This is a genomic window from Kutzneria viridogrisea DSM 43870, from assembly GCF_000525635.1.
Taxonomy (GTDB): Bacteria; Actinomycetota; Actinomycetes; order Mycobacteriales; family Pseudonocardiaceae; genus Kutzneria; species Kutzneria viridogrisea.
Window position 1 is genome coordinate 5,037,276 of the sequence record NZ_CP007155.1, and the last position, 25,834, is coordinate 5,063,109.

Annotated in this window: 19 protein-coding genes; 11 read left to right on the top strand and 8 right to left on the bottom strand. The window is 72.2% G+C overall.

Annotated elements, in window-relative coordinates; genetic code table 11:
• Window positions 1-52 precede the first annotated feature (52 nt).
• The 3 genes from KALB_RS22195 to aceB all read right to left on the bottom strand — a co-directional run bounded on the left by KALB_RS22195 (window position 53) and on the right by aceB (window position 5,783).
• Window positions 53-2,725 (bottom strand): helix-turn-helix transcriptional regulator, encoded by a 2,673-nt coding sequence (locus KALB_RS22195; RefSeq protein WP_025357914.1) that lies wholly within the window; start codon window positions 2,723-2,725, stop codon window positions 53-55.
• 305 nt (window positions 2,726-3,030) lie between these two features.
• Window positions 3,031-4,248 (bottom strand): DUF6986 family protein, encoded by a 1,218-nt coding sequence (locus KALB_RS22200; protein WP_025357915.1) that lies wholly within the window; start codon window positions 4,246-4,248, stop codon window positions 3,031-3,033.
• Window positions 4,248-5,783 (bottom strand): malate synthase A, encoded by a 1,536-nt coding sequence (gene aceB, locus KALB_RS22205; protein WP_025357916.1) that lies wholly within the window; start codon window positions 5,781-5,783, stop codon window positions 4,248-4,250. Before aceB ends, KALB_RS22200 begins: the two co-directional genes overlap by 1 nt.
• Before the next feature lie 108 nt (window positions 5,784-5,891).
• On the opposite strand from aceB, the gene KALB_RS22210 reads away from it, so the two are divergent.
• On the top strand, window positions 5,892-6,653 hold the full coding sequence (locus KALB_RS22210) for an IclR family transcriptional regulator (protein WP_025357917.1): 762 nt from the start codon (window positions 5,892-5,894) through the stop codon (window positions 6,651-6,653).
• A 143-nt stretch (window positions 6,654-6,796) separates the two neighbouring features.
• Here the strand turns inward: KALB_RS22210 and KALB_RS22215 are convergent, their stop codons facing one another.
• Both KALB_RS22215 and KALB_RS22220 read right to left on the bottom strand, forming a co-directional pair.
• Window positions 6,797-7,768 carry an SRPBCC family protein gene (locus KALB_RS22215; protein WP_025357918.1) on the bottom strand — a complete coding sequence of 324 codons (972 nt, stop codon included), beginning with the start codon at window positions 7,766-7,768 and terminating at the stop codon, window positions 6,797-6,799.
• Window positions 7,768-8,088: an ArsR/SmtB family transcription factor gene (locus tag KALB_RS22220; protein ID WP_025357919.1), complete on the bottom strand. Its 321-nt coding sequence runs from the start codon at window positions 8,086-8,088 to the stop codon at window positions 7,768-7,770. Before KALB_RS22220 ends, KALB_RS22215 begins: the two co-directional genes overlap by 1 nt.
• A gap of 218 nt (window positions 8,089-8,306) precedes the next feature.
• Between KALB_RS22220 and KALB_RS22225 the strand changes: the two genes are divergently transcribed.
• On the top strand, window positions 8,307-9,308 hold the full coding sequence (locus KALB_RS22225) for a GlxA family transcriptional regulator (RefSeq protein WP_025357920.1): 1,002 nt from the start codon (window positions 8,307-8,309) through the stop codon (window positions 9,306-9,308).
• Between the two features lie 35 nt (window positions 9,309-9,343).
• Complete coding sequence (locus KALB_RS22230) at window positions 9,344-12,040, top strand: GH92 family glycosyl hydrolase (RefSeq protein ID WP_030108056.1); 2,697 nt, start codon at window positions 9,344-9,346, stop codon at window positions 12,038-12,040.
• A gap of 12 nt (window positions 12,041-12,052) precedes the next feature.
• Here the strand turns inward: KALB_RS22230 and KALB_RS22235 are convergent, their stop codons facing one another.
• Window positions 12,053-13,219, bottom strand: coding sequence for an agmatine deiminase family protein (locus tag KALB_RS22235; protein ID WP_025357921.1), 1,167 nt, complete (start codon window positions 13,217-13,219; stop codon window positions 12,053-12,055).
• A 209-nt stretch (window positions 13,220-13,428) separates the two neighbouring features.
• On the opposite strand from KALB_RS22235, the gene KALB_RS22240 reads away from it, so the two are divergent.
• Window positions 13,429-14,004, top strand: coding sequence for a TetR/AcrR family transcriptional regulator (locus tag KALB_RS22240; protein WP_025357922.1), 576 nt, complete (start codon window positions 13,429-13,431; stop codon window positions 14,002-14,004).
• 17 nt (window positions 14,005-14,021) lie between these two features.
• Here the strand turns inward: KALB_RS22240 and KALB_RS22245 are convergent, their stop codons facing one another.
• Window positions 14,022-16,571 (bottom strand): NACHT domain-containing protein, encoded by a 2,550-nt coding sequence (locus KALB_RS22245; RefSeq protein WP_025357923.1) that lies wholly within the window; start codon window positions 16,569-16,571, stop codon window positions 14,022-14,024.
• Window positions 16,572-16,726: 155 nt separating this feature from the next.
• Between KALB_RS22245 and KALB_RS22250 the strand changes: the two genes are divergently transcribed.
• Window positions 16,727-17,359, top strand: a complete 633-nt coding sequence (locus KALB_RS22250) for a TetR/AcrR family transcriptional regulator (protein WP_025357924.1) — start codon at window positions 16,727-16,729, stop codon at window positions 17,357-17,359.
• Window positions 17,356-18,729 (top strand): coenzyme F390 synthetase, encoded by a 1,374-nt coding sequence (locus KALB_RS22255; RefSeq protein ID WP_025357925.1) that lies wholly within the window; start codon window positions 17,356-17,358, stop codon window positions 18,727-18,729. Before KALB_RS22250 ends, KALB_RS22255 begins: the two co-directional genes overlap by 4 nt.
• Before the next feature lie 31 nt (window positions 18,730-18,760).
• Here KALB_RS22255 and KALB_RS22260 read toward each other — a convergent pair whose 3' ends face one another.
• Window positions 18,761-20,248 carry a PucR family transcriptional regulator gene (locus KALB_RS22260; RefSeq protein WP_025357926.1) on the bottom strand — a complete coding sequence of 496 codons (1,488 nt, stop codon included), beginning with the start codon at window positions 20,246-20,248 and terminating at the stop codon, window positions 18,761-18,763.
• A gap of 129 nt (window positions 20,249-20,377) precedes the next feature.
• Between KALB_RS22260 and KALB_RS22265 the strand changes: the two genes are divergently transcribed.
• Genes KALB_RS22265 through KALB_RS22285 form a run of 5 tightly spaced genes read left to right on the top strand, consistent with a single transcriptional unit; the run spans window position 20,378 to window position 25,800 of the window.
• Window positions 20,378-21,265, top strand: coding sequence for an FAD binding domain-containing protein (locus KALB_RS22265; protein ID WP_025357927.1), 888 nt, complete (start codon window positions 20,378-20,380; stop codon window positions 21,263-21,265).
• Entirely contained in the window at window positions 21,256-21,714 is a 459-nt protein-coding gene (locus KALB_RS22270; protein WP_025357928.1) for a (2Fe-2S)-binding protein, read from the top strand. Before KALB_RS22265 ends, KALB_RS22270 begins: the two co-directional genes overlap by 10 nt.
• Entirely contained in the window at window positions 21,711-23,069 is a 1,359-nt protein-coding gene (locus KALB_RS22275) for an 8-oxoguanine deaminase (protein WP_025357929.1), read from the top strand. The genes KALB_RS22270 and KALB_RS22275 overlap by 4 nt, the downstream gene beginning before the upstream one ends.
• Window positions 23,066-25,321 carry a xanthine dehydrogenase subunit D gene (gene pucD / locus KALB_RS22280; protein ID WP_025357930.1) on the top strand — a complete coding sequence of 752 codons (2,256 nt, stop codon included), beginning with the start codon at window positions 23,066-23,068 and terminating at the stop codon, window positions 25,319-25,321. The genes KALB_RS22275 and pucD overlap by 4 nt, the downstream gene beginning before the upstream one ends.
• On the top strand, window positions 25,318-25,800 hold the full coding sequence (locus tag KALB_RS22285; protein WP_025357931.1) for a nucleoside deaminase: 483 nt from the start codon (window positions 25,318-25,320) through the stop codon (window positions 25,798-25,800). Before pucD ends, KALB_RS22285 begins: the two co-directional genes overlap by 4 nt.
• Window positions 25,801-25,834 lie beyond the last annotated feature (34 nt).

Consider the following 25,834-nt stretch of genomic DNA (forward strand, 5'->3'; position numbering starts at 1 on the left):
ACCGCGGCCTCGGCCCGGACTGGATACCAGGTCAACGATGCGCGACGCGCCACTAGCGGCGCGGTACCGGGATGCGCCCGTCCAGGCTGGCCGTGACGAGCTCCACCCGGGAGCGGAACCCGTTCCTGGCAAGCATCTTCGTCACGTAGCTCTCCACGGTCTTCTTCGCGACCTGGATGCTGCCCGCGATCTGGTGGTTGGTCCAGCCCTCGCGGATCAGCTCGATGATGCGCAGTTCGGTGGGCGAGAACAGCGCGCGCGGGCTGCGCGCCCTGGGCACCGTGACCCCGCGCGCCCGCATCACGGCGGTCACCCTGCCGCGCAGGCAGGACGAACCGAGCCGCTTCGCGATCTCGTAGGCCTCGCGCAGCCACGGGGTCGGGTCCTCGGCCAGCCTGCCCGCCACCAGGCAGGCACGCGCCAGGTCGGGCAGGCGCCCCCGCTGTCTGGACAGGCTCGCGGCGGCGCGCGCGCACAGCATCGTGCCGTCCACCACCGCGTGGGCCAGGAACAGCACCTCGTCCCCGTTGTCCAGCTCGCGGTCCTGGTGCAGCCGCACGACCTCGGCGAGCAGTTCCCTGGCAAACTCGCCCCGGTCCACCCGCACCGCCAGCCCGATCGCCCTGCCCAGCAAGGCATCCAGGTCGGATCGGACGCCCGCCGCGAGGGCGGCGCGGTAGCCGTCCACCGCCGTGCCCAACGCCAGCCCGAGGTCCCCGGCCCGCGTCGCCACCCCACTGTCCACCCAGGACCGCAACGCCGCCGTCGAGCCGTCCAGCGGGGTCAGCGCCAGCCAGTCCAGTGCCTGCCGCTGGTCCCCGCGCGCCGAGCAGATCTCCGCGGCCAGCAGCCAGGCGCGCCGGTTCACCAGGGTCGGCGGCCCCTGGGACAGCGCCAGTTCGCGGGCCGCCGACAGCGCGCGCGACCACCGCCCGCTGTTGTAGCACCGCAACACACGCCGGTAACGCGCCAGCACACCGCTGACGGGCAGCCGGTAGCGCGGCCCGAGCGCGATCGTGAACACCGTGGCGAGGTCACCAAGGCGGCCCGCGCGCAGTAGTCTGTCTACTTCGGACTGTTGCGCCCTGGACATGCGCGCGGCGCAGTCCGCGTACCGGCCGGTGAGCGCCAGGTGGACCAGTTCCAGCTGCGCGGCGGTCGGCAGCGAGGCCGCGACGCAGGACTGCCCGGACGCGGGCGCGGCGCCCAGCTCCTCGCGCGCGCCGAACCACCAGTCGCAGAACGCCAACGCGAAGTTCTCTTGCTCGGTGCCGCCCTCGAACGCCGCGCGCACGGCCGCACCCGGCGGGCGCCCGGTGTGCACGGCCGCCAGCACCGCCGCCACCGCGAGGTCCTGCCTCAGGTGCGGATGGCCCGCCGCCGTGGGACAGTGCCGGTCGAGCGCACGGGCAAGCACGTCGTAGCGGGCGGCGCGGACCGCGTTGTCCAGCAACTGCACCACGAGCCCGCTCCACCGCGCGTGGTCGGTGGGCAGGTGGTCCAGGGCGGCCTCGCACCACTGCGCCGCCTGCCCCGGCGAGTCCGCGGCGACCGACCGGGCGAGGTCGATCAGCCACTCGATCCGCTCCGCCGGCGAGTCGAGCCGATCACCGGCGTGCACCAGGTGCTCCGCGAGCGACTCGGGTCGCAGGGCGCGGGTCCGCTCGGTGTCGCGGAGCAGCACCAGGTCCGCGTGCACCGCACTGATCGGCCCGGCGCCGAGCTCCTCCGTCAGCGCCTGACGCAGCGCTGGGCACACCAGTTCCACGTGGCCCACTGCGTCCACCAGCAGCAAACCCTGTTCCACCAACAGGTCCACGGCGGCGCCAAGCTCCTCCGCGCTGGTACCGGCCACTGGCGCCAGGTCAGCCAGCTCGCGTAGCCGCACCTGTCCCAGCGCCACCACGACGTGCAGCAGCCGCCGGGCCGCGTGCCCCGCGAGCCGCGCCCTGCGGACCAGCACGTGCTCCCTCGCCAGTGCGATCGGCTCCTGGGGGTCGGCCAGGCACAGGTGGTTGGCCACCTGCGCGATCCGGCCCCTGCCGAGCAGGTCCTCGACCGTGCCCAGCACTGTGCCCGGGTTGCCCGCCAGCGGACCCAGCGCGGTGGACAGCGCGGGCATCAGCGCGCCGTCCAGCGGTCGCCCGGTCGCCCGGGACACCAGCCGCTGCACCGTGTCCGGGGCCATCGGCCCCAGCGTGATCACCTCGTCGGCCGAGTCCACCAGCCCCAGCACGCCCGAGGGCGGCTCCGGTTCGTCACCGCAGGTGGCCACCGCGAGGAACCCGCCACGCCTGGCCGCCTCCAGCACCAGGGTCGGGTCCGCCACGTCCGCCGCCCTGTCCAGCAGCAGCACGCCCGGCCGCCTGGCCGCGATCCGCGCGAACAGCGCCAGCAACGGCTGCCGCAGCCGCGCGTACAGGTCCCCACCCTCGGCGGAGATCCGCGCGATGGCGCTGACCGTGTCCACCAGGCCCGGTTCCGCGAGGTCCTCGAACCGTGCGCGGACCGCCCGCAGCAGCCCGTCCAGCCCGTACTCGCCCCCGGCCTCCACCTCGAGGAGCACGGCACCGCCGGCCCGCCACCTGGCCGCCGCCGCGTGCAGCAGCGCCGTCTTGCCGATCGACTCCGCGCCACGCACCAGGACGAGCCGCCCCGGGGCCCCGGAAGCCGGCAACAGCGACACGAGGCGGTCCTGTTCGCCGCTCCTGCCGTAGAGATCCAACCAGCTTCCTCCGTCCAGTGATCGGCGGGCTTCCAGCAGAAGACCCTTTCACCACTCCAGACAGCGGCGAAAAACCACCTGGAAACACTACACCGTCGATCAACTGGCCCCACGAGCGAAAGACACACCGTCCCCGCTCCGAACACTTCTCGGATTCGCGACCAGCGACGTACCAGCAGGTGGAACGGCAGGGCCTACAACTCCGCGTGTCCCGCTGGGCGTTTCCCCGCCAACACCACAATGGCGGAGAACCACCCCGGTCCGGTATCCACACGGTCCGAGACCGCCGTGCGGAATTGCGGGTTTCAGCCGACCCGCCTGCGCGCGTAGCCGTCCAGCACCGCCCGCGACACGCCGACCGCCGACTGCACCTCGTCGGCGTCCAGGGCACCGCAGTCCAGGCCGCGCACCAGGGCGGCGCACAGCCCCTGTGCCGTCGCGGGCTCGTCCAGCACCGATCCGCCCGCGTTGCCCAGGTAGGCCTTGAGCCGCGCCGCGGCCTGCGGGAACGCCTCGCGGAAGAACGCGAAGGTCGCCAGGTACCGGGTGGGCAGCTGGTGGGCGTGCAGGTCCCAGCCCTGGTAGTACCCACGCCGCAGGGAGCGCTGGACCAGGCCCGCGTGCAGGCGCCAGGCCGCGTGCACCTGCTCGCCGATCGGCAGCACGTTCGTCGAACCGTCCGACAGCCGCACACCGGTCGCCGCCGCGGCCAGCAGCATGACGGCCTTGGCGTGGTCGGCGACGGGGTGGTCCATCGCCTGGTGCGCCGCGGTCACCCCGCACGCGGCGCTGTAGTCGTACGTGCCGTAGTGCAGACCCGTGCAGCGCCCGCCGCTGGCGTGCACCATCCTCGCGACGGTCGCCGTGCCGTCCGCGCCGAGCACGGCCTGGGTCGTCTCCACCTGCAACTCGAACCGCAGCCGCCCCGCCGCCAGCCCGGTCTCGGCCTCCAGTTGCTCGCAGAGCCACACCATGGCCTCGACCTGCTCCACCGAGGTCACCTTCGGCAGCGTGATCACGAACCCGGCGGGCAGGTCCTCCGCCAGCGCGTCGAGCAGCAGGCTCAGGGTCCGCACGCCGCGCCGCCGCACGGCGGGCTCCATGCCCTTGACCCGGACCCCGCAGAACGGGGTCGCGCCCGCGCGCAGCACCGTCGCCGCGGCCAGCACGTGCGCGTCCTCGACCTCCTCGCCGGGATTGCCGTACCCGTCCTCGAAGTCGATCCGCAGATCCTCGATCGGCTCGCGCACCAGCTTGGCGCGCACCCGCTCGTACACCGGCCCCGCGTCCACACCGGTCGCGGCGGTCAGCGCGGCGGCGTCGGGCGCGTGCTCGTCCAGCGCGGCCAGCGCCTGTTGCCCCCAGCGGGTGACCAGGTCCGGGGTGGCCCTGTCGGCGGGCACGTACACCGTGTGCACCGGCTGCCTGCCCCCGGGATCGCCCGGGTACAACCGGTTCCGCTGTTCGTCCACTTCGGACAGTCGCAGGTCGAGTGCCGAGGTGAGCCGATCGAGGTCCGCCATCAGTCGATCTTCGCGTACGCGGGCACGGTCAGGAAGTCGGGGAACTCGGCGGCCAGCGCGACCTGCTCGAACAGCTCGCAGGCCGTGTCCAACTGCGCCACGGGCGCCAACTCGGCGCGGACCTCGGCCAGCGTGGCGCGCACCAGGTCGGCGGTGACGGTCCGCCCGTCGTCGAGCACCACCTCGTTGTGCACCCACTGCCACAGCTGCGAGCGGGAGATCTCCGCCGTGGCCGCGTCCTCCATCAGGTTGTGGATCGCGGCGGCCCCGTTGCCCGACAGCCAGGACACCAGGTACCGCACACCCACGTCCACGGCCGCGCGCAGCCCCGCCGCGGTGGCCGCGCCCGGGGTGGACTTCACGTCCAGCAGCTGCGCGGCGGTCACCGACACCTCGTCCCTGGTGCGGTCCAGCTGGTTGGGCCGCTCCCCCAGCACCGAGTCGAACACCTCCTGGCAGACCGGGACCAGGTCGGGGTGGGCCACCCACGAGCCGTCGAACCCGTCACCGGCCTCCCGGCTCTTGTCCGCGCGGACCTTCTCCAGCGCGGCGGCCGTCACCTCGGGATCGCGCCGGTTGGGGATGAACGCGGCCATGCCGCCCATCGCGAACGCCCCGCGCCGATGGCAGGTGCGGACCAGCAGCTCGGTGTAGGCGCGCATGAACGGGGCGGTCATCGTGACGCTGTTGCGGTCGGGCAGCACGAACTCCGGACCGGCGTCCCGGAAGGTCTTGATCAGGCTGAACAGGTAGTCCCAGCGGCCCGCGTTGAGCCCGGAGGCGTGCTCGCGCAGCTCGTAGAGGATCTCGTCCATCTCGAAGGCGGCGGGCACGGTCTCGATCAGCACGGTGGCGCGGATCGTGCCGTGCGGGATGCCCAGCCGCTCCTGGGCGCGGGTGAACACCTCGTTCCACAGCCGCGCCTCCAGGTGGCTCTCCATCTTCGGCAGGTAGAAGTACGGCCCCGCGCCGCGGGCGAGCAGTTCGCGGGCGTTGTGGAAGAAGTACAGGCCGAAGTCCACCAGCGCGGCCACGGCGGGCCTGCCGTCGAACTCCAGGTGCCGCTCGTCCAGGTGCCAGCCGCGCGGACGGACCACGATGGTCGCGGGCCGCACGTCCGAGCGCAGCGCGTAGTGCTTGCCCTCGGGCGAGGTGTGCACGATCGTGCCGCGCACCGCGTCGTACAGGTTGACCTGACCGGAGATGACGTTGTCCCAGTGCGGGGTGTTGGCGTCCTCCAGGTCGGCCAGCCACACCTTGGCCCCGGAGTTCAGCGCGTTGATGGCCATCTTGCGCTCGGTGGGCCCGGTGATCTCCACCCGGCGGTCGGTCAGCGCGGGCGGGGCCTGCGCCACCCGCCAGTCACCGGCCCGCACCTGCGCGGTCTCCGGCAGGAAGTCCAGTCCGCCCGAGGCCGCGGCGGCCGCGCGACGGCTCGCCCGCAGTGCGAGCAGCTCGTCACGGCGGGCGGCGAAGGTCCGGTTCAGGTCGGCGACGAAGGCCACCGCCTCCGGGGTCAGGATCTCCTGCGGCACGGCGAGTCCTCCCAGGCATTTCCACATCGTGGAGTTTTGCTTCCAAATCTGACGGTTGTCACGCTACCCTCACCCGGTCCCCCGAGTACAGAAGGACGGCTGGGTGAGATGACTCCTGCCGAGCGCGGCTCCGGCGGGGTGCAGTCCGTGGACCGCACCTTCGAGCTGCTGGAACTGATGGCCGACGCGGGCGGCGAGGTGGCGCTGAGCCAGCTCGCGGCCGGGTCCGGACTGCCGCTGCCGACCATCCACCGGCTCATGCGCACCCTGCTCGCGGGCGGTTACGTGCGCCAGCAGCCCTCCCGCCGCTACGCGCTGGGGCCCCGGCTGATCCGGTTGGGCGAGACGGCCAGCAGGGCGCTGGGTTCCTGGGCGCGGCCCTACCTGGCGGAGCTGACCGAGGCCACCGGGGAGACCTCCAACATGGCGGTGCTCGACGGGGACCAGGTGGTCTACGTGGCGCAGGCCCCGTCACGGCACTCGATGCGCATGTTCACCGAGGTGGGCCGCCGGGTGGACGCGCACTGCACGGCGGTGGGCAAGGCGGTGCTGGCGCAGCTGCCCGAGGAGGCGGTGGGCCAGGTGCTGGCCAGGGCCACGATGCGCCCGCAGACCGATCGCAGCATCACCACCGTGGCGGCCATGCGCGCCGAACTGGACACGATCCGCGCGCGGGGTTACGCCGTGGACGACGGCGAGCAGGAGGTCGGGGTGCGCTGCCTGGCGGTGGCCGTGCCCGGTGCGCACGCCAACGCGGCGATCTCCATCAGCGGGCCGGAGGCGCGAATGGGCCTGATCTCGGTGGACGAGGTGGTGCCGCTGTTGCACCGCGTGGCCCAGTCACTGGCCCACGAGCTGGACCCGGGCTGAGCGACCCGGGCTGATGAGCCGGGCGCCCGCTTCTGGGGGGTGCGAGCGCCCGGCCACTCACCACCAGGATGTACCGCCCAGGGTCTGGGGTTCCCTGGCAACGCGGGGCCTGGCGGGCTTCCTGTCTACGCCGATCGGGTTGTTCACGGTCGGTCGGCCTGACCTGAACAGACCTCCCTGAACAACCCTGCGTAGTGATCGGCCAGTTGCTCGGTGCGGCCGGTGGGCCACGGGCAGCGGATGTCGCCGTGCACCCCGGCGAAGAACAGCTCCAACTGCGTGTGCCACGCGGCGAGTGCGGTCGGCGCCCGGTCGGCCAGCCGGGCGGGCACGGTCTGGGTCAGTTCCACCCGTGAGCCGAGCTGCGCGTCGAAGGCGAACCGCCAGCGGACGAGGCCGACCGGTTCGCCCTCGTGCAGCCAGCGGTACTCCAGCAGGGTCGGCGCCTCGGCGGTGACGACCTCGCCCGCGGTCACGTACTCGTTGGTGGCGCGCAGCGGGGCGCCGCCCCCTGGCTGTACCGACTGTTCCTCAGTGATGAAGTTCCAAAGTTCTTTAGTTGACTTCCAGACTAGATCTCGGGCGAAGCGGAGTTCGCAGCCCGAATCGGTGGGCACGACCTCACCGGCGCCGAGGCCGAACACCTCGATGTAGCGCTCCATCTTCGGCAGCCACTCGAAGGTCCCCACGGAGCCACCGTCGAGTTGCGTGAGCAGGGCGTCCAGGCAGTGGTCCCAGCCCGCCGCGTTGCGGCCCGCGCCGAGCCTGCCGAGCGGGCCGCCGCCGAGCACCTGGGAGAAGTGCAGCACGCAGCCATCGCCCTCGGGCACGAGCTCGAACCGGAGCACGTCGTTGTTCCAGCGGAAGGCGTACACCCTGGGCGGGTCGTACTCCAGCACCTCGCCCTCGCCCGTGCCGTCCACCGGGGCCTGCTCGGGAAAGGTGAACCGCATGCGCGCCCCGACCGCCAGCTCGGTCTGGATCGCGGCGGGGAACCAGTTGGCCATCTCGGCCGGGTCGGTGACCGCCCGCCAGACCTTCGCCACCGGGTGCGACAGCCGCCGCTCGAAGCGCAGCACGGGGTTGCCGTTGATCGTCTCCAGCCTCGCGTCCACTACCGGCCCCCTTCCTCGGGCATGGCGTCCAGGTGCCGTTCCAGGGCGTCCAGGTGCCGTTCCCACAGGTCCCGGTAGGGGCGCAGCCACTGGTCCACCTCGACCAGTGGCTGCAACCGCAGCCGGTACCAGCGACGCTGCGCCTCCTGCCGGACCTCCACCAATCCGGCCGCGCGCAGCACCTTCAGGTGCTTGGACACCCCGGGCTGCGGCATGCCGAGCCGCTCCACCAACTCCCCGACGTGCCGCTCCCCTGCGTACAGCAGGTCGAGGATCTCCCGGCGGCGCGGCTCGGCCAGCACCTCAAAGGTAGATACCATGTGAGGAATATACCCCTACCGGTATATACGCTGGCAAGGGCTTCACTCAGCCGTTGCGCAGCGCGAATGCGTTCGGGCGGCCCGCGCGGGCGCGGCCAGCGCGCCCGCCAGAGTCAAACCCGTTGGGACAGAACGAAGTGACATGGGAGCAAGACTGGCAGTCGGGCAGAACCGGGCACGAGTGGCAGGACCGACGAAGATCGATAGTATTCCGCCACATGATCGAACACCGGGTCCTCGTGCTGGTGCTTCCCGGGGTGCGGGCGATGGAGCTGGGCATGCCGGGCCAGCTGTTCACCTGCCTGCGCGACAACCGGTACACGGTCGTGCTGTGCGCGGAGCGGCCCGGCCCGGTGTGGACCGCGTGCGGGTTCACGGTGCAGGTCGAGCACGGTCTGTCCGCACTGGCCGAGGCGGACACGATCGTCGTGCCCGGCTACGCGCCACACGACCAGGAGCAGTCCCCCGAGGTGCTCGCCGCGCTGCGGCAGGCGCACGGGCGGGGCGCCCGGGTGGTGTCGATCTGCACCGGCGCGTTCACCCTGGCGGCGGCTGGGCTGCTGGACGGCCTGCGGGCGACCACGCACTGGACGCTCACCGGGGACCTCGCGCGATGGCACCCGGCGGTCCAGGTGGAGCAGGACGTGCTCTACGTGGACCAGGGCCAGGTGATGACCTCGGCCGGGGTGGCCTCGGGCATCGACCTGTGCCTGCACCTGATCCGCCAGGACCACGGGGTGGCGGTGGCCAACCAGGTGTCCCGGATCGCGGTCGCCGCCCCGCACCGCGAGGGCGGGCAGGCCCAGTACGTGGCCCGGCCCGTGCCGCAGGAGCAGGGCTCGAACTTCACCGCCACCCTGGACTGGGCCAGGGCCAACCTCGCCGAGCAGTTGACGGTCCGCCAGCTGGCCAGGCACGCGGGCATGTCCGAGCGCACGCTCGCGCGGCGGTTCGTCGCCGAGCTGGGCATCACCCCGCTGCGCTGGCTCACCGCGACCAGGGTGGCGCTGGCCCGGGAGATCCTGGAGCGGCAGGACTGCGGGGTGGAGGAGCTGGCCGAACGGGTCGGCATGGGCACGGCTACCAACCTGCGCAACCACTTCCGCCGACTCGTGGGCACCACGCCCTCGGCCTACCGCAGGACCTTCCTCCAGCGAGGCGGACAAGCACCGGACAGGATCGGCGCGGGCATTGACAGCGAAAAGCCCGTCTTGGTCTAGTCCTCTGGCTTGCCGACCACGGGGGAGGAACGCTCATGCGGGCATCCATCAGGCGGGTCACGGCGGTGCTGGGCACGGGCGCGCTGATCGGTGGGCTGCTGTGCGGCCTGACCGGGCAGGCCGCGGCGCGGACCCCGGCCGCCGATCCGACCACGCTGGTCAACCCCTTCGTGGGCACCCAGAACTCCGGCAACACCTTCCCCGGCGCGAGCGCCCCGTTCGGCATGGTGCAGGTCAGCCCGGACACCGGTGGCCAGGGCGGCTACGACTACCAGCAGGGCACGATGTACGGCTTCAGCCAGACCCACCTGTCCGGGGTGGGCTGCGGGGTGGGCGGTGAGCTGCCGGTCATGCCGACCACCGGCGCGATCACCACAGTGGACGCGGACGGCTACAAGTCGGCCTACTCGCACACCGACGAGCACGCCGAGCCGGGCTACTACCGGGTGGGGCTGTCCCGGTACGGGATCAACGCGGAGCTGACCGCCACCGAGCGGACCGGGTGGCAGCGCTACACCTTCCCGGCCACCGGCCAGGCGAACGTGCTGTTCAACACCGGCCGCTCCAACCAGACGGTGCTGGACTCCGAGGTGCACGTGGTCGGGGACCGCACGGTGGAGGGCCGGGTGCACGCCGGGCACTTCTGCGCCGGGCACGACGAGCACACGGTGTACTTCACCGCCACCTTCGACCACCCGTTCACCAGCTTCGGCGCCTGGCGCGGGACCGCCACCACACCGGGCACCCGCGACGCATCCGGTACCGGGGCCAACGGCGCGTGGGTCACCTTCGACGCCACCACCCAGCGCTCGGTCACGGCCAAGGTCGGCCTGTCGTACACGAGCCTGGACGGGGCTCGCCGCAACCTGACCCAGGAAACCGGCGACTCCTACGACTTCGAGGCCACCCGGGCGAAGTCGCACAACACCTGGGTCAGCCGACTCGGCTCGATCGGCATCACCGGGGGCAGCACCGAGCGGCAGACCGCCTTCTACACCGCGCTGTACCACTCACTGTTGCACCCCAACCTGGCCGGTGACGTGGACGGCTCGTACGCCGGGTTCGACAACAAGGTGCACGTGGCCAAGGACTACACGCCGTACCAGAACTTCTCGCTCTGGGACACCTACCGGCCGCAGAACCAGCTGCTGGAGATCCTCGAACCGGCCGTGGCGCGCGACGTGGCGCTGTCCCTGGTGGCGGCGGGCCGCGACGGGGGCTGGCTGCCGCGCTGGGCGCTGGCCAACAGCGAGACCAACATCATGACCGGCGACCCGGTGACCCCGTTCCTGGTGGAGGCGTGGTCCAAGGGGCTGCTGGCCGGGCACGAGCAGGAGGCGTACGCCCTGCTGCGCGAGAACGCCACGAGCACTCCGCCCGCGAACTCCCCGTACAACGGGCGTTCCGGGCAGCGGTACTACGCCGATCGCGGCTACCTTCCCTCCGGCCTGGTGCTGGGCAAGGACTGTGCGCACAAGGGCGGGGACAACGACTGCGAGCACCCCGCCTCGGCCACCCAGGAGTACGCGGCGGCCGACGCGGCGCTGGCGCTGATGGCCGAGGGCCTCGGGCACCGCGAGGACGCGCGCACCTTCGCCGCGCGCGGGCAGTGGTACCGCAACCTGTGGGACAGCTCGACCGGCCAGTTCCGGCCGCGCACCGTGGACGGCACCTGGCTCACGCCCTACGACCCGGTCGGCGCCGACCACCAGTTCCACGAGGGCGGCGCGTACCAGTACCAGTGGCTGGTGCCGCAGGACCCGGCCGGGCTGGTGGACCTGATGGGCGGCAGGCGGGAGACGGAGAAGCGGCTGGACTCCTTCTTCGCCTACCCGAGCCTGCTGACCGACCCGGCCGCGACCGTGCGCAGGGACTGGATCGCCAGCCCGTACGACTACTACTCCAAGCCGACCTACAACCCGAACAACGAACCGGATCTGCTCGCGCCCTACCTGTACCTGTGGGTGGGCGCACCGGCCAAGACCGCCACCGTGGTGCGGGCCGCGATGACCCTGTTCACCACCGGCCCGGACGGCATGACCGGCAACGACGACCTGGGCACGATGTCGGCCTGGTACGTGTTCTCCTCGCTGGGGCTCTACCCGACCATGAGCGGGTCGAACTTCCTCGCGCTGTCCAGCCCGCAGTTCGAGTCCGCCACAGTCCACATCGGACGGTACGGCACGCAGGGCGGCACGCTGAGGATCACCGCCCCCGGCGTGAGCGACAGCAACCGCTATGTGCAGCGGATCACGCTGGGCGGGCACGAGGTTCGGCGCAGCTGGCTGGACTGGTCGGCGCTGGCGCACGGCGGCACGCTGGCGCAGACCGTCGGCAGCACGCCCTCGGCCTGGGCCACCGGCCACGAGGCGGAGCCGCCCTCGGTGAACGAGGCCGCGGCCGACTCGCGCAGGCACGTCGACTCCGCGCTGCGACCGTCCACTGTGGCCACTGGCCCGGGACGGCAGGCCACGCTCACCCTGGACGTGCTCGGCCAGTCCCCCGGCGCGCTGCCCGTGCACGTGTCGGCCGAGGTGCCGACCGGGTGGGGCAGCAAGGTCAGCGCGCCACTGCTGGTGATCCACTCGCAGCGGCTGCCCGTGCAGCAGACCGTCACGGTGACGGTGACCGTGCCAGTGGGAACGCCAGCGGGCCAGTACCCGGTGCGGATCACCGCCGACGGGGTGGGTGCGAACTCGGTGGCGCGGACGGGAACCGTGACGGTGTCGTGAAAGTGCTTGCTGTCACCCGGCCGTCGGCGTGCCGGGCTGGTCGTGGGTCGAGCAGTGGATCCCACCGCCGCCGGACGCGATGGTGTCGATCCTGACGGGAACGACCTCCCGGCCGGGGAAGTGATCGCGCAGGATCTGCTGTGCGCGGTCGTCGGCCGCGGCGTCGCCGAACTTCGGCAGGAACACGGCCTTGTTGCCGATGTAGAAGTTCACGTAGGAGATGACGCTCTTGCTGCCGTGGACGGTGACCTTGTCCGGATCCGGCTGGGGAAGATCGATGACCTGGAGGGGGTTGCCGCTCGCGTCGGTAGCCTCCTTGAGCACGGTCCTGGCCTGCTCGGCAGCCTGGGACCAGATGTCCGCGGGCGTGCCGGGGGCCGCCTTGTCCAGCAGCACGACCCCCGGGGCGACGAATCGCACCAGGCAGTCGACGTGGGCGTCGGTGATGTCCTTACCGCGCACACCGGCGAACCAGATCACCTTCTTGACGCCCAGGATCTGCCTGAGTTCGTCCTCGATCTGCTGACGCGTCTTCCCGCTGTTGCGGTTGTCGTTGACCAATGAGCTTTCGGTGGCCAGCAGTGTGCCCTTGCCGTCGGTCTCGAACGAGCCACCCTCGGCGACGATCGAGGTCCGCACCCGCTCGATCCCGTACTTGGCCAGGACCGCGCGGGCGACACCGGCGTCGTTGCCGTGCGGCTGCTTGTTGCCCCAGCCGTTGAAGTTGAAGTCGACGCCCATGATCTTGCCGGCCTCTTCCACGAACACCGGCACGGTGTCGCGAGCCCACAGGTCATCCACCGGGATCGCCACGACCTCGACACCGCTTCCGCAGGCACGCTGCGCGTCATCGGCGTCCTCGGGGCGGGCGAGCAGCGCCACCGGCTCGTGATCCGCGACCGCGCGAACCAGGCCCGCGATGTCCCGGCGAACGGCTGGCAGGTCCTCCTCCCAGATCCTCGCCGTCGGCCAGGACATGAACGTCCGCGCGTGGCTCTCCCATTCAGCACCCAGCCGACGGGTCCCACCCGAGGAGGTCAGCGCTGCCGCGGGAGAGGGCACGGCAGACGAGGTCGCGGGCGCGTCCGGTCGGGAGCACGCCGCGCCCGCGAGAGCTGCCGCACCGATTCCGGCCAAGGTCCGGAGCGCGGTTCGACGGGACAGCGGGGAATCAGACACAACACACTCCGTGGGTGGGGGTGGGCCTTGGGCCGTGGGGGTGGCCCCACGGCACCCATCATGACGCTGACTGAAATTTCAGTCAAACTGAGCGCGCTGCCGTACCGGCTGGGAAACGGGAAACGGGCAGTGCGCCGATGGCCAGGCTGGTCAGTAACATTCCGCTGACTGAAACATCAGTCAGTCAGCGAATCCGGGGATGAGACACCGTGTCGGAACGCCAGAAGTCGATCTTAGATGCCGCCGTTCGGGTGATCGCCCGCGCCGGCGTGCGCGGGCTGCGCGTGGAACAACTCGCCGCCGAGGCGGGCATCTCCACCGCTCTGATCTACTACCACTTCGGCGACCGCGCCGGGCTGCTGCGACGGACCCTGGAGCACATCAACGAGGACGCGGCCGGTTACACCCAGCAGGCGGCGGCCAAGGCCACCGACGCGCGCGGTGAACTCGAACTGCTGTTGCTGCTGGAATTGCAGGACACCGAGTCGGTGCGCACGAACAGCACCGCGTGGGGCGAACTCCGCGCCAGCGCGGTCTTCAACGAGGACCTGCGCGAGCCGCTGGCGGAGTCGACCCGCGTGTGGGTGGACGAGGTCGCTGAGGTCATCCGGCGGGCCCAGGCGTCCGGCTCGGCCTCACCTCTGGCTGACCCCCTCGACGCCGCCGAACGCCTCACCTGCCTGGTTGAGGGGCTCAGCGAACGCTGGCTCAGCGGGTCGATGACGATCGCCCGCGCGCGGAAGTTGCTGCGCGGCGCGATCGCGGCGGAGTTGGCCGAACGGTGAGTCGGCCGACGGCATGGTCAGGGCGTGGGTCGCCCGCCTGACACACGGACCACCCAGACCGCCACACCCGGCAGCATCGGCGTGGGCGTGTCCGCGGGGACCTGCCACAACACGAGCCTGCGCAGGCGTGGCAGTGCTGACAGCGCGGCGAGCTCGGCCTCGTCGGGGACCCAGTCGAGCAGCACCGAGTGCAGGCTACGCAGCCCGGCGAAACCGATGCGGCGTCCACCCGCGGCCAGGGTGAGGTGCCGCACGCGCAGGTCGGTCGGCAGCCGGGGCGAGCCGGGCAGCCGGACGCTCAACCGCAGGCTGGTCAGCTCCACCCCGTCGAGGCTGTCCAGGTGCACCTTCGTGGTCAGCCCGGACACGACCAGCCTGTGCAAACCGAGCCGCCGCAACGGGGACAGGTCGATCGGCGCGACCCCGGACCGCGAGGAGCAGCGCTCCAGCAGCACCACCCGCAGCGACTCGGCCGCCGCCAGCGGGGCCAGGGCCGTGGTCGTGTTGTCCCGCAAGGTGAGTCGGCGCAGCCGGGGCAGCTGCGCCAGCGGGGCGAGGTTGAACACGTTGTTGCGCAGCACCAGCGTGGTGATCGTGCGCAGGTACCCGATGTGCTCGATGCGGCGGCCGTTCTGCAGGTCCACCGTGAACCGGCTGAAGTCGATCTCGCTGAGCACGTCGCGGGCGTAGGCCTCGTAGTCACCGGGACGGCCCCACGCCTCCAGCAGCTGGCTGATCGTCCCCGTGGAGGAGTCCCCGGTGAACTGGAGGATCTTGTCCAGGGCCCCGGGCGGGTTCCACTGCGCGGCGATCCTGGCCGCCGCCCGCACCACCAGCGCCGCCTGCCTCGGGCTGAGGTCCTTGGGCCCCGGCATCAGGTCCAGCACGAACGGGCCCGCCGCGGCGAGCTGGTCGGCGGCGGCCGCGGTGCGCGGCGGCATCAGCTCGGCCATCGCCTCGGCGACCAGTTCCCGCACGTCCGGGGTGCCGGGATCCCTGCGGGGCAGCACCGCCGTCTGCTCCAGGATCGCCGCCGCCAGCAGGTACAGCGCGTCGCGGTGCTCCTCGTCGCCCCGGCCCCGTTCCAGCAGTTCCACCAGGATCCTGGACCGCTCGGCAGGGCGGGCGTGCGCCCCGGCCATCACCACCACGTCGTGCCAGTGCGGCTTGTCCGCGTTGTCCAGCATCAGGCTCAGGTTCTCCTCCTCCACGACCTCCTTGGCCGCGAGGTGGTCGCGGAACGTGCGGTGCACGAACTCCAGCGAGCCGTCGGCCAGCTCCCGGAGCAGACCGCTGGTGTGCGCCAGGTAGTGCACCACCCGGACCGGGTCCTCCGCGCTGTTGCGCAGGCCCTGCATGTACGAGCGGACCCGGCGGACCGCGACCTCGGGGGCCAGCACCAGCTGGCGGTTGGTCACCAGCCAGTAGGCGATGCGCTGGAACAGCTTGAGCAGTTCCTCGTCGTTGAGCGGGGAGTCCAGCCCCGGCTCCGGCTCGGCGGGCTCGTGCTGGCCGGTGGCGCGGCGCCGGCGGCGCAGGTGCCGCCAGCGCAGCAGGAGCAGGTCCAGCGCCGCGTCGTAGACCTGCTTGCGGCTCTCCGGCAGGTGCTCGCCGCGTTCCAGGTGCAGGGCGCAGAGCAGCCCGCACAGCAGGGGGTTCGCGCTCATGCCGCGCAGGGCGGGCCGGTTGGACAGCGTGCTGAGCAAGCCCTGCTCGCACCGGGTCAGCTCCGCGCGGACCGCCTCCCCGTCGGCGGTGTCCGGCTGGTCGTCGCGGGCCGTGTCGTGCCAGCCGCGCACGTACTGCTCCACGCTGTTGCGGCTCATCGGCAGCAGGTCGAACCGCTCGAAGCCGCGGTCCACCCACCACTGCTCGGCCACGATGGACGGCCGGGTCGTGACGAAGCAGCGGGTACCCGGATAGGCCTCCAGGTGCTCCTCGATCCACTCCTCCAGGTGCACCCGCTCCCTGGGCCGGATCTCGTCCAGCCCGTCGAGCAGCAGCAGCACCCGGTCCTCGGCCAGCACCTGGCCGACCCAGTCCTCGGGCATCGACCTGCGCAGGGTCTGCGCCACCAGCTCCTCCAGCGCGGGCGGGCGCCCACCGTCCAGGCGCCCCAGCTCCAGGATGAACGGCACCGCCTGCACCCCGTCCGCACCGGCACCCCGCGCGGCGTCCACCCCGATCCAGCGCAGCAGCGTGCTCTTGCCCGAGCCCGCCACGCCCCGCACCAGCGCGCGGCGGCACCTGCCCAGCGCCTGGTCCGCCCTGGCCCCGACCGTCACCAGCACGTCATCGCCCAGGTCGCGCTGGTTCAGCGTCAACGGCACGTAGCCCGCGCCGAACCGGTGCCTGCGCGGCACACCACGCGGGTCCACACCGAAGAACTCGAACCCGTCCAGCGCCCGGCCGAGGAAGTCCCGGTACCCGGCGGTGAACGCCTCCACCGAGCGCCCCGCGGGACGGTGCACGTGCACCCCGCCCTGGATGGTCCCCGCCTGGATGACGATCCCCGAGGACTCCCCCGCCTCGTTGACCACCCGGTCCCCCGGTGTGTCAGCCCCCATGCCCCCAGTATCACCCACCGGTCCCGGGAGATCACCCGGTCAGGGGAGCTGTTCGTTGCCCTGAGCCACGTGAGTCACCGACCACACCTCGTGCAATTTTCCCTTCACTGGATTATTCTACTGTCTAGAAGTTCGGCCGAGGATGCGGGTGAGGCGTGCAGGAGTCACGGCGGGAGCGCAAGAAGCTGCTGACCAGGCGCAGGATCGCCGACGCGGCGATCGCACTGTTCCTTCAACAGGGTTACGACCAGACGACGGTGGCGCAGATCGCCGCGGCTGCCGACGTCGACCCCAAGACGTTCTTCAACTACTTCGGCAGCAAGGACGAAGTGGTGTTCGAGGACGACCGGTACGAGGAGGTCCTGGCGGCGATCAGGGATCGCCGCCAGGACGAGGGGCCGGGGCAGGCACTTGCCCGACTCGTCGACGGCTACGACGCGCGTGTCGTGCCCACTCGATCCTCGCGCGATCCCGCCGAGCAGGCGGCGCTTTCCCGGCTGATCCTGACAACCCCCGCCCTTCAGGCCAGGTTGCAGTCCCTGCTGCACGAACTGCAACGCAGGATCGCCGACGTGCTGGTGGAGGAGTTTCCCGACGAACTCGACGAGGTGGCCGCGGCCGCGATGACCGGATCCCTCATCGGCGCGTTGTACCAGGCCGCCTTGGTGAGCATCGAACGCGGCCAATCCCGGCAACAGGCACAGCAGTCGATTCGGCGGGCGCGCGACATCGCCCTGCACGGCCTGCGGTCCGTGCCGCAGGCCGCTCAGCGAAAGGAGCGATCATGACCGACACCGTGCGAGGGCTAGGTCGCGACGCGCGGCAAGCCCTGCGGGAGGGTCCAGCGGGCATCGCGCGGCGACAGCGCACGAGGCTGACCGAGGCGGTGGCACACGCCCGTGCCAACTCGCCGTTCTACCGCGACCTGTACCGGGACCTGCCGGACCGGGTCGATGATCCGACCCTGCTCCCGGTGACGGACAAGAAGCTCCTGATGGCCCATTTCGACGACTGGCTCACCGACCTCGCCGTGACGCGGGCGAAGGTCGACGAGTTCCTGGCCGATCCCGGCCTCGTCGGACATCGGTTCCAGGGCAAGTACATGGTCGCCACCACCTCGGGCACCACGGGTGTCCGCGGTCTGTTCCTCAGCGACGACCGGTACGCGGCCGTGCACCTCGCCCTCGGATCACGGGCCAACAGCGGACTGGGGCCGCGCGCCACACTGAGGGTGCTGACTCACGCTGGGCGCACCGCCGTCGTCGCGGCGACCGGTGGCCACTTCTACTCCGTCGCTTCGACGGCACGATTTCGCCTCGACCACCCGTGGCTCGGCCGGATACTGCGGGTCTTCTCGATCAACCAACCGCTGCCGGAGCTCGTCGCCGAGCTCAACGACTACAACCCCGCCAGCATCGCCGGGTTCCTGAGCCTGCTCACGGCGCTGGCCGGGGAACAGGAGGCCGGCCGACTGCACATCCGTCCGGCGATGGTCCTGCCCGGGGGTGAGACGGTCAGCGACCAAGCCCGCCAGCGGATCGCCACTGCCTTTGGCGCCATGGTGCGACCCGCCTACATGGCAACCGAATGCGCGCTGCTCGCCTTCAGTTGCGGACACGGCTGGTACCACGTCAATGCCGACTGGGTTGTGGTCGAGCCGGTTGACGCCGACCACCGCCCGGTTCCGCCCGGGCAGCCCTCGCACACCGCGCTGATCAGCAACCTGGCCAACCGGGTTCAGCCGATCCTGCGGTACGACCTCGGCGACGGCATGCTCGTCCGCCCCGATCCCTGTCCTTGCGGCAGCCCGTTGCCGGCGATCCGGGTGCAGGGCCGGGCCGCCGACCTGGTCACCCTGCCCGCCGCGAGCGGCGACACCGTCGGCCTGTCGCCGATGCTGTTCGGCACCCTGCTCGACCGGGTGCCCGGCGTCGAGCGGTACCAGCTGGTCCAGACGGCGCCGGACCGGCTCCGGGTCCGGCTGCGGCCCAAGATCGGCGCCGACGGCGATCAGGTCTGGCGGACCGTGCAGGAGGAACTGAGCCGGCTGCTCGCCGAGCACCGGGTAGGTGGTGTCCGGCTCGAACGGGGCGAAGAGGCGCCCGAACAGGCGAGCAGCGGCAAGGTCCGCCGGATCATTCCCCTGGTCAAGCCCTGACCGCGAAACCCACCAGCGCGGGCCAACCCGCTCAGGCCAGTCGCAGCGCCAGGTACAGGTCCACCCGGTCGGCGAAGCGGGTCAGGTCGCGGCCGGTCAGCTCCTCGACCCGGCCGATCCGGTACCGCAGCGTGTTGACGTGCAGGTGCAGCTGGTTGGCCGCCTGGGTCCAGGAGCCGGAGCAGTCCAGGAACACCCGCAGCGTGTCGAGCAGCGCGGACTGGTGCGTGCGGTCGTAGTCGAGTACGGGACCGAGCAGGCGCGCGCTGAACGAGCGGCGCAGTTCGTCGGGCAGAGCGCCGAACAACACCTCGTGGGAGGCCAGCTCACTGCCCGCCACGACGGCGGCCTGGGTGCCGCGGTGCCCGGCGACACCCCGCGCGTACCGGGCCTCCTCCACGGCGGCGCGCAGCCGCGTGGCGTCCACCGGCCCGCTCACGCCGAGCTCGAACCGGCTCGTGCCCAGCCCGGCCGCCAGCAGGCCGACCGCGTCCCGGACCTCCTCGAGCAGGCCCTCCCGGTCGGCGACGAGCCCGAACGCCTCGCCGTCCACCTCGGTCACCACGCACCGGCCCGGCAGCACCTCCTCCAGCACGGGCACGGCGGGTGCGCCCTCACCGGTGAGCACCGCCGACACCGCGCGGACCTGCTCCCGCGCACCGAAGCCCGCGGCCACCAGCCGGGCGGCGATCTCCGCCGCCGGTGCCGCCTCACCGGTGGCCAGCCGCAGCAGCTGGCCCGCGGTGCGCCGTTCGGTGACCCGGCCCGCCGCGAGCGCGGACCGCTCCAGGCCGACCAGCGTGGCCAGCTCGGCGGCGACCTCGTGCAGTTCCGCGGGCCAGTCCTCGTGGTCCCCGGCGACGACGAGGATCCACGCGGCCAGCCTCGGACCGGAGCCGGCCGCCAGCAGGGTGCACCGGGGTTCGGCGTGCCGGGCGGGCAGCCGGGGCGCGGTGAGGAAGCGTGCGGCCAGGCGGGCGGCGTGCGGGGTGGCCGGGCCGGCGACCACCCGCCCGGTCGGGGTGATCACCCAGCAGTCGGCGCCCAGCTCGGCGGCGCCCGCGGCGAGCAGCCCGTCGAGCCCGCCGCCGACGGCCACCGCGGCGACCAGTCGCCGGTGGTGGTCCAGCAGTGCGCTGGAGCGGCGTGCGTCCTCCGCGGACACCCGCTGCGCGATGGTCATGAACGAGACGTCCAAGGGCACCTCGAAGGCCCGGACCCCGTGTTCGCGGCAGGCCTCGGTGACCGCCCGCAGGGCCTCGGGCGTGGCCAGTTCGGCCGTGCCAAGGCCGACCGCCACCACCCCGGCCTGGGCCAGGGCCGCGACGAAGGCCGTGGCGTCGGCGGGCTCGTGGTACCAGAGCATGCCGGTGAGCACGACCTCGCCGCCGCTGAGGTAGCGGCGCGGGTCGCGCAGATCGGTGGTGTGCACCCAGCTGACCTGCGGGTCCGCGCTGAAGTCCCCGGCGAGCGGGCGCAGCCGCAGACCGGGGTCGGCCATCAGCTCGGCCAGCCGCATTGGAGGATCCTACGAAAACTGCCCACGAAAGGGGACGCGTTTCGTGGTCCGCGCCGCTAGCGACCCCGGCACGGCCGCGTGTCTACTACCTCACAACCACGAGCAGCCGACCCCGAGGAGCCCTGCGCAGTGGACTTCCTGCGGCCAACGAGCCTGGCCGACGCCCTGTCGGCCAAGGCGGACCAGCCCGAAGCGGTGCCGATCGCCGGGGGCACCGACGTGATGGTGGAGCTGAACTTCGACCACCGGCGGCCCAGCGCCCTGCTGGACCTGACCCGCGTGCCCGAGCTGGCGACCTGGGAACCCACCGCGGACGGCGGCACCCGGCTGGGCGCGGGCGTGCCCTACACCCGGATCATCACCGAACTCGGCGCGCGGCTGCCGGGGCTGGCGATGGCCGCGCGCACCGTGGGCTCACCGCAGATCCGCAACCGCGGCACCGTGGGCGGCAACCTGGGCGCGGCCTCGCCCGCCGGGGACACCCACCCGGTGCTGCTCTCCGTGGACGCCGCGGTGGAGCTGCGCTCGGTGCGCGGGACACGGGTCGTGCCGGTGCGCGAGTTCTACACCGGGGTCAAGCGCAGCGTGCTCGCCTCCGACGAGCTGATCACCGCCGTGCTGCTGCCAAGGGCGGGCGGCCCGCAGCAGTTCAGCAAGGTCGGCACGCGCAACGCCATGGTCATCGCGGTCTGCTCGTTCGGGCTCGCGCTGCACCCCGGGGACGGCACCGTGGGCACCGGTATCGGCTCGGCGGGCCCCACCCCGCTGCGCGCCACCGAGGCCGAGTGGTTCCTCACCGGGGAGCTGGCCGACGGCGATTTGTGGGAATCTCCGAAGCCGCTGACCGACTCCGTGCGACGGCGCTTCGGCGAACTGGTGGCCGAGGCCGCCGCACCGATCGACGACGTGCGTGGCAGCGCCGCGTACCGGCGACACGCGCTGTCCGTGCTGGCCCGGCGCACACTGGGGTGGGCGTGGCAGGACTACCGCACCGGAGGTGACCAGCGATGCGCCTGAACGTGACGGTCAACGGCGAGCCGCGGCAGGCCGAGGACGTGTGGCCCGGGGAGAGCCTGCTGTACGTGCTGCGCGAGCGGCTGGGCCTGCCGGGCTCGAAGAACGCCTGCGAACAGGGCGAGTGCGGGTCCTGCACGGTGTACCTGGACGGCACGCCGGTCTGTGCCTGCCTGGTCGCGGCCGGGCAGGCGGAGGGCCGCGAGGTGCGCACCGTGGAGGGCCTGGCCGAGGGCGAGGCGCTGGACCGGGTGCAGCAGTCCTTTGTGGACGCCGGGGCGGTGCAGTGCGGGTTCTGCACCCCAGGGCTGGTCGTCGCCGCGCACGACCTGCTGGCCCGCGTGCCGGAGCCGACCGATCCGGAGATCCGCGAGGCGCTGGCGGGCAACCTGTGCCGCTGCACGGGGTACGAGAAGATCCTCGACGCGGTCCGGCTGGCGGCCAGGCGATGAGCCGGCTCGTCATCGACAACGCCGCGATCGCCACCGTGGACGCGGCCGGTACCGAGCACGCGAGCGGGCACGTGGTCGTCCACAACGGACTGATCACCGCCGTGGGCCCCGGCCCGGCGAGCCGTCCCGCCGAGCCGCACAGCTACCTGGACGCCGGCGGCTGCCTGGTCACCCCGGGGCTGGTCAACACCCACCACCACCTGTACCAGTGGGCCACCCGCGGGTTCGCCCAGGACGCCACCCTGTTCGAGTGGCTCACCGCCCTGTACCCGGTGTGGGGCGGGCTGGACGCGGAGATCACCGCGGCGGCCTCGGCGGCGGGCATGGCGCGGCTGGCGCTGACCGGGTGCACCACGGTGGCCGACCACCACTACGTGTTCCCGCGCACCGGCGGGGACCAGATCGCCGCGCTGGTGGGCAGCGCGCGCCGGATCGGGGTGCGGCTGCACGCCGTGCGCGGCTCGATGGACCGCGGGCGCTCGCACGGCGGGCTGCCGCCGGACGAGATCGTCGAGGACACCGAGCAGGCGCTGATCGGCACCGAGCAGGCCATCGCCGAGCACCACGACCCGGATCCGCTCGGGCTCGTCCGCATCGCCGTGGGGCCGTGCTCGCCGTTCTCGGTCAGCCGCGAGCTGATGGAGCAGGCGGCCGTCCTGGCCCGGCGCCACGGGGTCCGGCTGCACACGCACCTGGCCGAGACCCTGGACGAGGAAGAGCAGTGCCTGGCCGAGAACGGGTGCACGCCCGCGCAGTACGCCGAACAGCTCGGCTGGCTCGGCGAGGACGTGTGGCTGGCGCACACCGTGCACCTGTCCGAGGAGGCGATCAAGCGGTTCGGTGCGACCCGCACCGGTTCCGCGCACTGCCCCAGTTCCAATGGGCGGCTCGGCGCGGGCACGGCCCCGGTGCGCCAACTGCTCGAGGCCGGGGCACCGGTGGGGCTGGGCGTGGACGGGGTGGCCTCCAACGAGTCCGGCGGACTGGGTGAGGAGCTGCGCCAGGCGTTGCTGGTGGCCCGGCTGCACGGTGGCCCGAAGGCGCTGACCGTGCGCGAGGCCCTGTGGCTGGGCACGATGGGCGGCGCGCACTGCCTCGGCCGTGCCGAGGAGATCGGCTCGATCGAGCCGGGCAAGGTCGCCGACCTGGCCGTGTGGCGGCTGGACGGCCTGGACCACACGGGCATCACCGACCCGGTGGGTGCGCTCGTGCTCGGACCGGCGCCACGGGTGGACACGCTGCTGGTCGGCGGGAAAACCGTGGTGTCCCAAGGCGAATTGCGGACGGCGGAGGTCGGCGCCGTGGCGGCTGACCTGCGCGCGGCGTGCCGCAGGATCGTGGAGGTGTCGCGATGACCAAGCCCGCGGAGGTCACCAGGTCCACGACGGGCGGTATCGGTGAGAGCCCGCTGCGCCCGGACGGTGCGCTGAAGGTCCGCGGCGAGTTCGCGTACTCCTCCGACCTGTGGCACGAGGACATGGTGTGGGGCGTCACCCTGCGCAGCCCGCACCCGCACGCGCGGATCCGCTCGGTGGACCTGACCGAGGCGCTGCGGGTGCCCGGGGTGCACGCCGTGCTGACGCACCAGGACGTGCCGGGCACCAACCGGTACGGGCTGGAGCACGCCGACCAGCCGGTGCTGGCCGTGGACCTCGTGCGCTACCACGGGGAACCGGTCGCGCTGGTGGCCGCCGACCACCCGGAGACCGCCCGCCGCGCGATGAAGCGGATCAAGGTGGACTACGAGGTGCTGACCCCGGTCAGCGACGCGGAGCACGCCGTGCACGGGGACGGCCCGAGGCTGCACAGGGACGGCAACGTCGTGCGGCACGTGCCGATCCGGCGCGGGGATCAGAACGCCACGGCACCCGTTGTGGTGCAAGGGGTCTACGAGGTCGGCATGCAGGACCAGGCCTTCCTCGGACCCGAGTCGGGGCTGGCGGTGCCCGCCGAGGACGGCGGGGTGGACCTGTTCGTGGCCACCCAGTGGCTGCACGTGGACCAGCGCCAGATCTGTTACGCCCTGGGCCTTCCCGCCGACAAGGTGCGGCTGACCCTGGCCGGGGTCGGCGGCGCGTTCGGCGGTCGCGAGGACCTGTCCATCCAGGTGCACGCCTGCCTGTTGGCCCGGCACACCGGCAAGCCGGTGAAGATGGTCTACAACCGCGAGGAGTCCTTCTACGGCCACGTGCACCGGCACCCGGCGAAGCTGTACTACGAGCACGGCGCCACCGAGGACGGCAGGCTGGTCTACGTCCGCTCCCGGATCTACCTCGACGGCGGCGCGTACGCCTCGAGCACGCCCGCGGTGGTGGCCAACGCCGCCACGCTGGGGTTCGGTCCGTACAATGTGGACAACGTCACGATGGACTGCTGGGGCGTCTACACCAACAACCCGCCGTGCGGGGCCATGCGCGGATTCGGTGCCGTGCAGGCAGGTTTCGCCTATGAGTCGCAAATGGACAAACTCGCCGCCGCGCTGGGCATGGACCCGGTCGAGGTGCGGGTCCGCAACGCGATGAGCGAGGGCAGCACCATGCCCACCGGCCAGGTCCTGGACTCCGCCGCCCCCGTGGCCGAACTGCTGAGGCTGGTGCGGGACAGGCCGATGCCCGCCGAGCGCGGTGAACTGGACCTGCGCGCCATGCCTGGCGGGGTGTCCAACACCACGCACGGCGAAGGCGTGGTGCGGGGCGTGGGCTACGCCGTGGGCGTCAAGAACATCTGCTTCTCCGAGGGGTTCGACGACTACTCCACGGCCCGGCTCCGGCTGGAGGTCCTCGGCGGGGAGCCCGCGGCCACGATCCACACCGCGGCGGCCGAGGTGGGCCAGGGCCTGGTCACGATCGAGCAGCAGATCGTGCGCACCGAACTGGGCATCCAGCAGGTGACCGTGCACCCGGCCGACACCACGGTCGGCAACGGGGGTTCGACCTCGGCCTCGCGCCAGACCTACGTCACCGGCGGCGCGGTCAAGGCCGCCTGCGAGGCGGTCCGCGAGAAGCTGCTGAAGCTGGCCGTGACCAGGTTCGGCGAGCCGCGCGCGAACCTGACGCCCGCGGAGATCGTCTCGGTGCTGGGTAAGGAGGTGATCGAGGAGACGGTGGAGTGGCGGCACCGGCCGACCACGGCGCTGGATCCCGAGACGGGCCAGGGCTTCGCGCACGTGCAGTACGGGTTCGCCGCGCACCGCGCGGTGGTGGACGTGGACGTGGAGTTGGGCCTGGTCAAGGTGGTCGAACTGGCCTGCGCCCAGGACGTGGGCAAGGCGTTGAACCCGCAGGCCGTGGTGGGCCAGATCCACGGCGGCAGCGTGCAGGGCCTCGGCCTGGCCGTGATGGAGGAAATCCAGGTCACCGAAGGAAAGGTCCGCAACCCGTCCTTCACCGACTACCTGATCCCGACCATCCTGGACACTCCCCCGATGCCGGTGGACGTGCTGGAGCTGGCCGATCCGCACGCCCCGTACGGGCTGCGCGGGGTCGGGGAGCCGCCCACGATCTCCTCCACCCCGGCCGTGGTGGCCGCGATCCGCGCCGCCACCGGACTGGCGCTGACCCGCGTGCCGGTCCGGCCCGAACACCTGACCTTGGAGGAACCCCGATGACCAGGACCGTGACTTCGGACCAGGAGTGGCTGGCCGAGGCCGTCCGGCTGGCCACCGAGAACGTCGCGGCGGGCGGCGGCCCGTTCGGCGCGCTGGTGGTGCGCGGGGACGAGGTCCTGGCCACCGGGGTCAACCAGGTGGTGCCGACCAACGACCCCACCGCGCACGCCGAGGTGACCGCGATCCGGGCCGCCTGCCAGGCCCTGGGCGACTTCCGGCTCACCGGCTGCGTGCTGTACTCCTCCTGCGAGCCCTGCCCGCTGTGCCTGTCCGCCTCCCTGTGGGCGCGACTGGACCGCGTGGTCTACACCGCCGACCGCGAGGACGCGGCCGCGGCGGGCTTCGACGACAGGGCGTTCTACGAGTTGTTCGAGCGGCCCCGTTCCACCTGGACGGTGCCCGTGCTACAGGTGGCCACCACGGAGCACAACACCCCGTTCTCCGCGTGGCTGAACCGAGCGGACCGCGTCGAGTACTGACCCTCGCGTGGTGCTGACCGGAGCGCCGAGTCCC

Excerpts from the sequence above, each read along its gene's own strand:
- KALB_RS22200 (WP_025357915.1), bottom strand. The coding sequence starts at position 4,248 with ATGGCGGACCTCGATCGGCTCACCTCGGCACTCGACCTGCGACTGTCC.
- KALB_RS22210 (WP_025357917.1), top strand. The coding sequence starts at position 5,892 with ATGACTCCTGCCGAGCGCGGCTCCGGCGGGGTGCAGTCCGTGGACCGC.
- KALB_RS22220 (WP_025357919.1), bottom strand. The coding sequence starts at position 8,088 with ATGGTATCTACCTTTGAGGTGCTGGCCGAGCCGCGCCGCCGGGAGATC.
- KALB_RS22225 (WP_025357920.1), top strand. The coding sequence starts at position 8,307 with ATGATCGAACACCGGGTCCTCGTGCTGGTGCTTCCCGGGGTGCGGGCG.
- KALB_RS22230 (WP_030108056.1), top strand. The coding sequence starts at position 9,344 with ATGCGGGCATCCATCAGGCGGGTCACGGCGGTGCTGGGCACGGGCGCG.
- KALB_RS22245 (WP_025357923.1), bottom strand. The coding sequence starts at position 16,571 with ATGGGGGCTGACACACCGGGGGACCGGGTGGTCAACGAGGCGGGGGAG.
- KALB_RS22255 (WP_025357925.1), top strand. The coding sequence starts at position 17,356 with ATGACCGACACCGTGCGAGGGCTAGGTCGCGACGCGCGGCAAGCCCTG.
- KALB_RS22260 (WP_025357926.1), bottom strand. The coding sequence starts at position 20,248 with ATGCGGCTGGCCGAGCTGATGGCCGACCCCGGTCTGCGGCTGCGCCCG.
- KALB_RS22270 (WP_025357928.1), top strand. The coding sequence starts at position 21,256 with ATGCGCCTGAACGTGACGGTCAACGGCGAGCCGCGGCAGGCCGAGGAC.
- KALB_RS22275 (WP_025357929.1), top strand. The coding sequence starts at position 21,711 with ATGAGCCGGCTCGTCATCGACAACGCCGCGATCGCCACCGTGGACGCG.
- pucD (WP_025357930.1), top strand. The coding sequence starts at position 23,066 with ATGACCAAGCCCGCGGAGGTCACCAGGTCCACGACGGGCGGTATCGGT.
- KALB_RS22285 (WP_025357931.1), top strand. The coding sequence starts at position 25,318 with ATGACCAGGACCGTGACTTCGGACCAGGAGTGGCTGGCCGAGGCCGTC.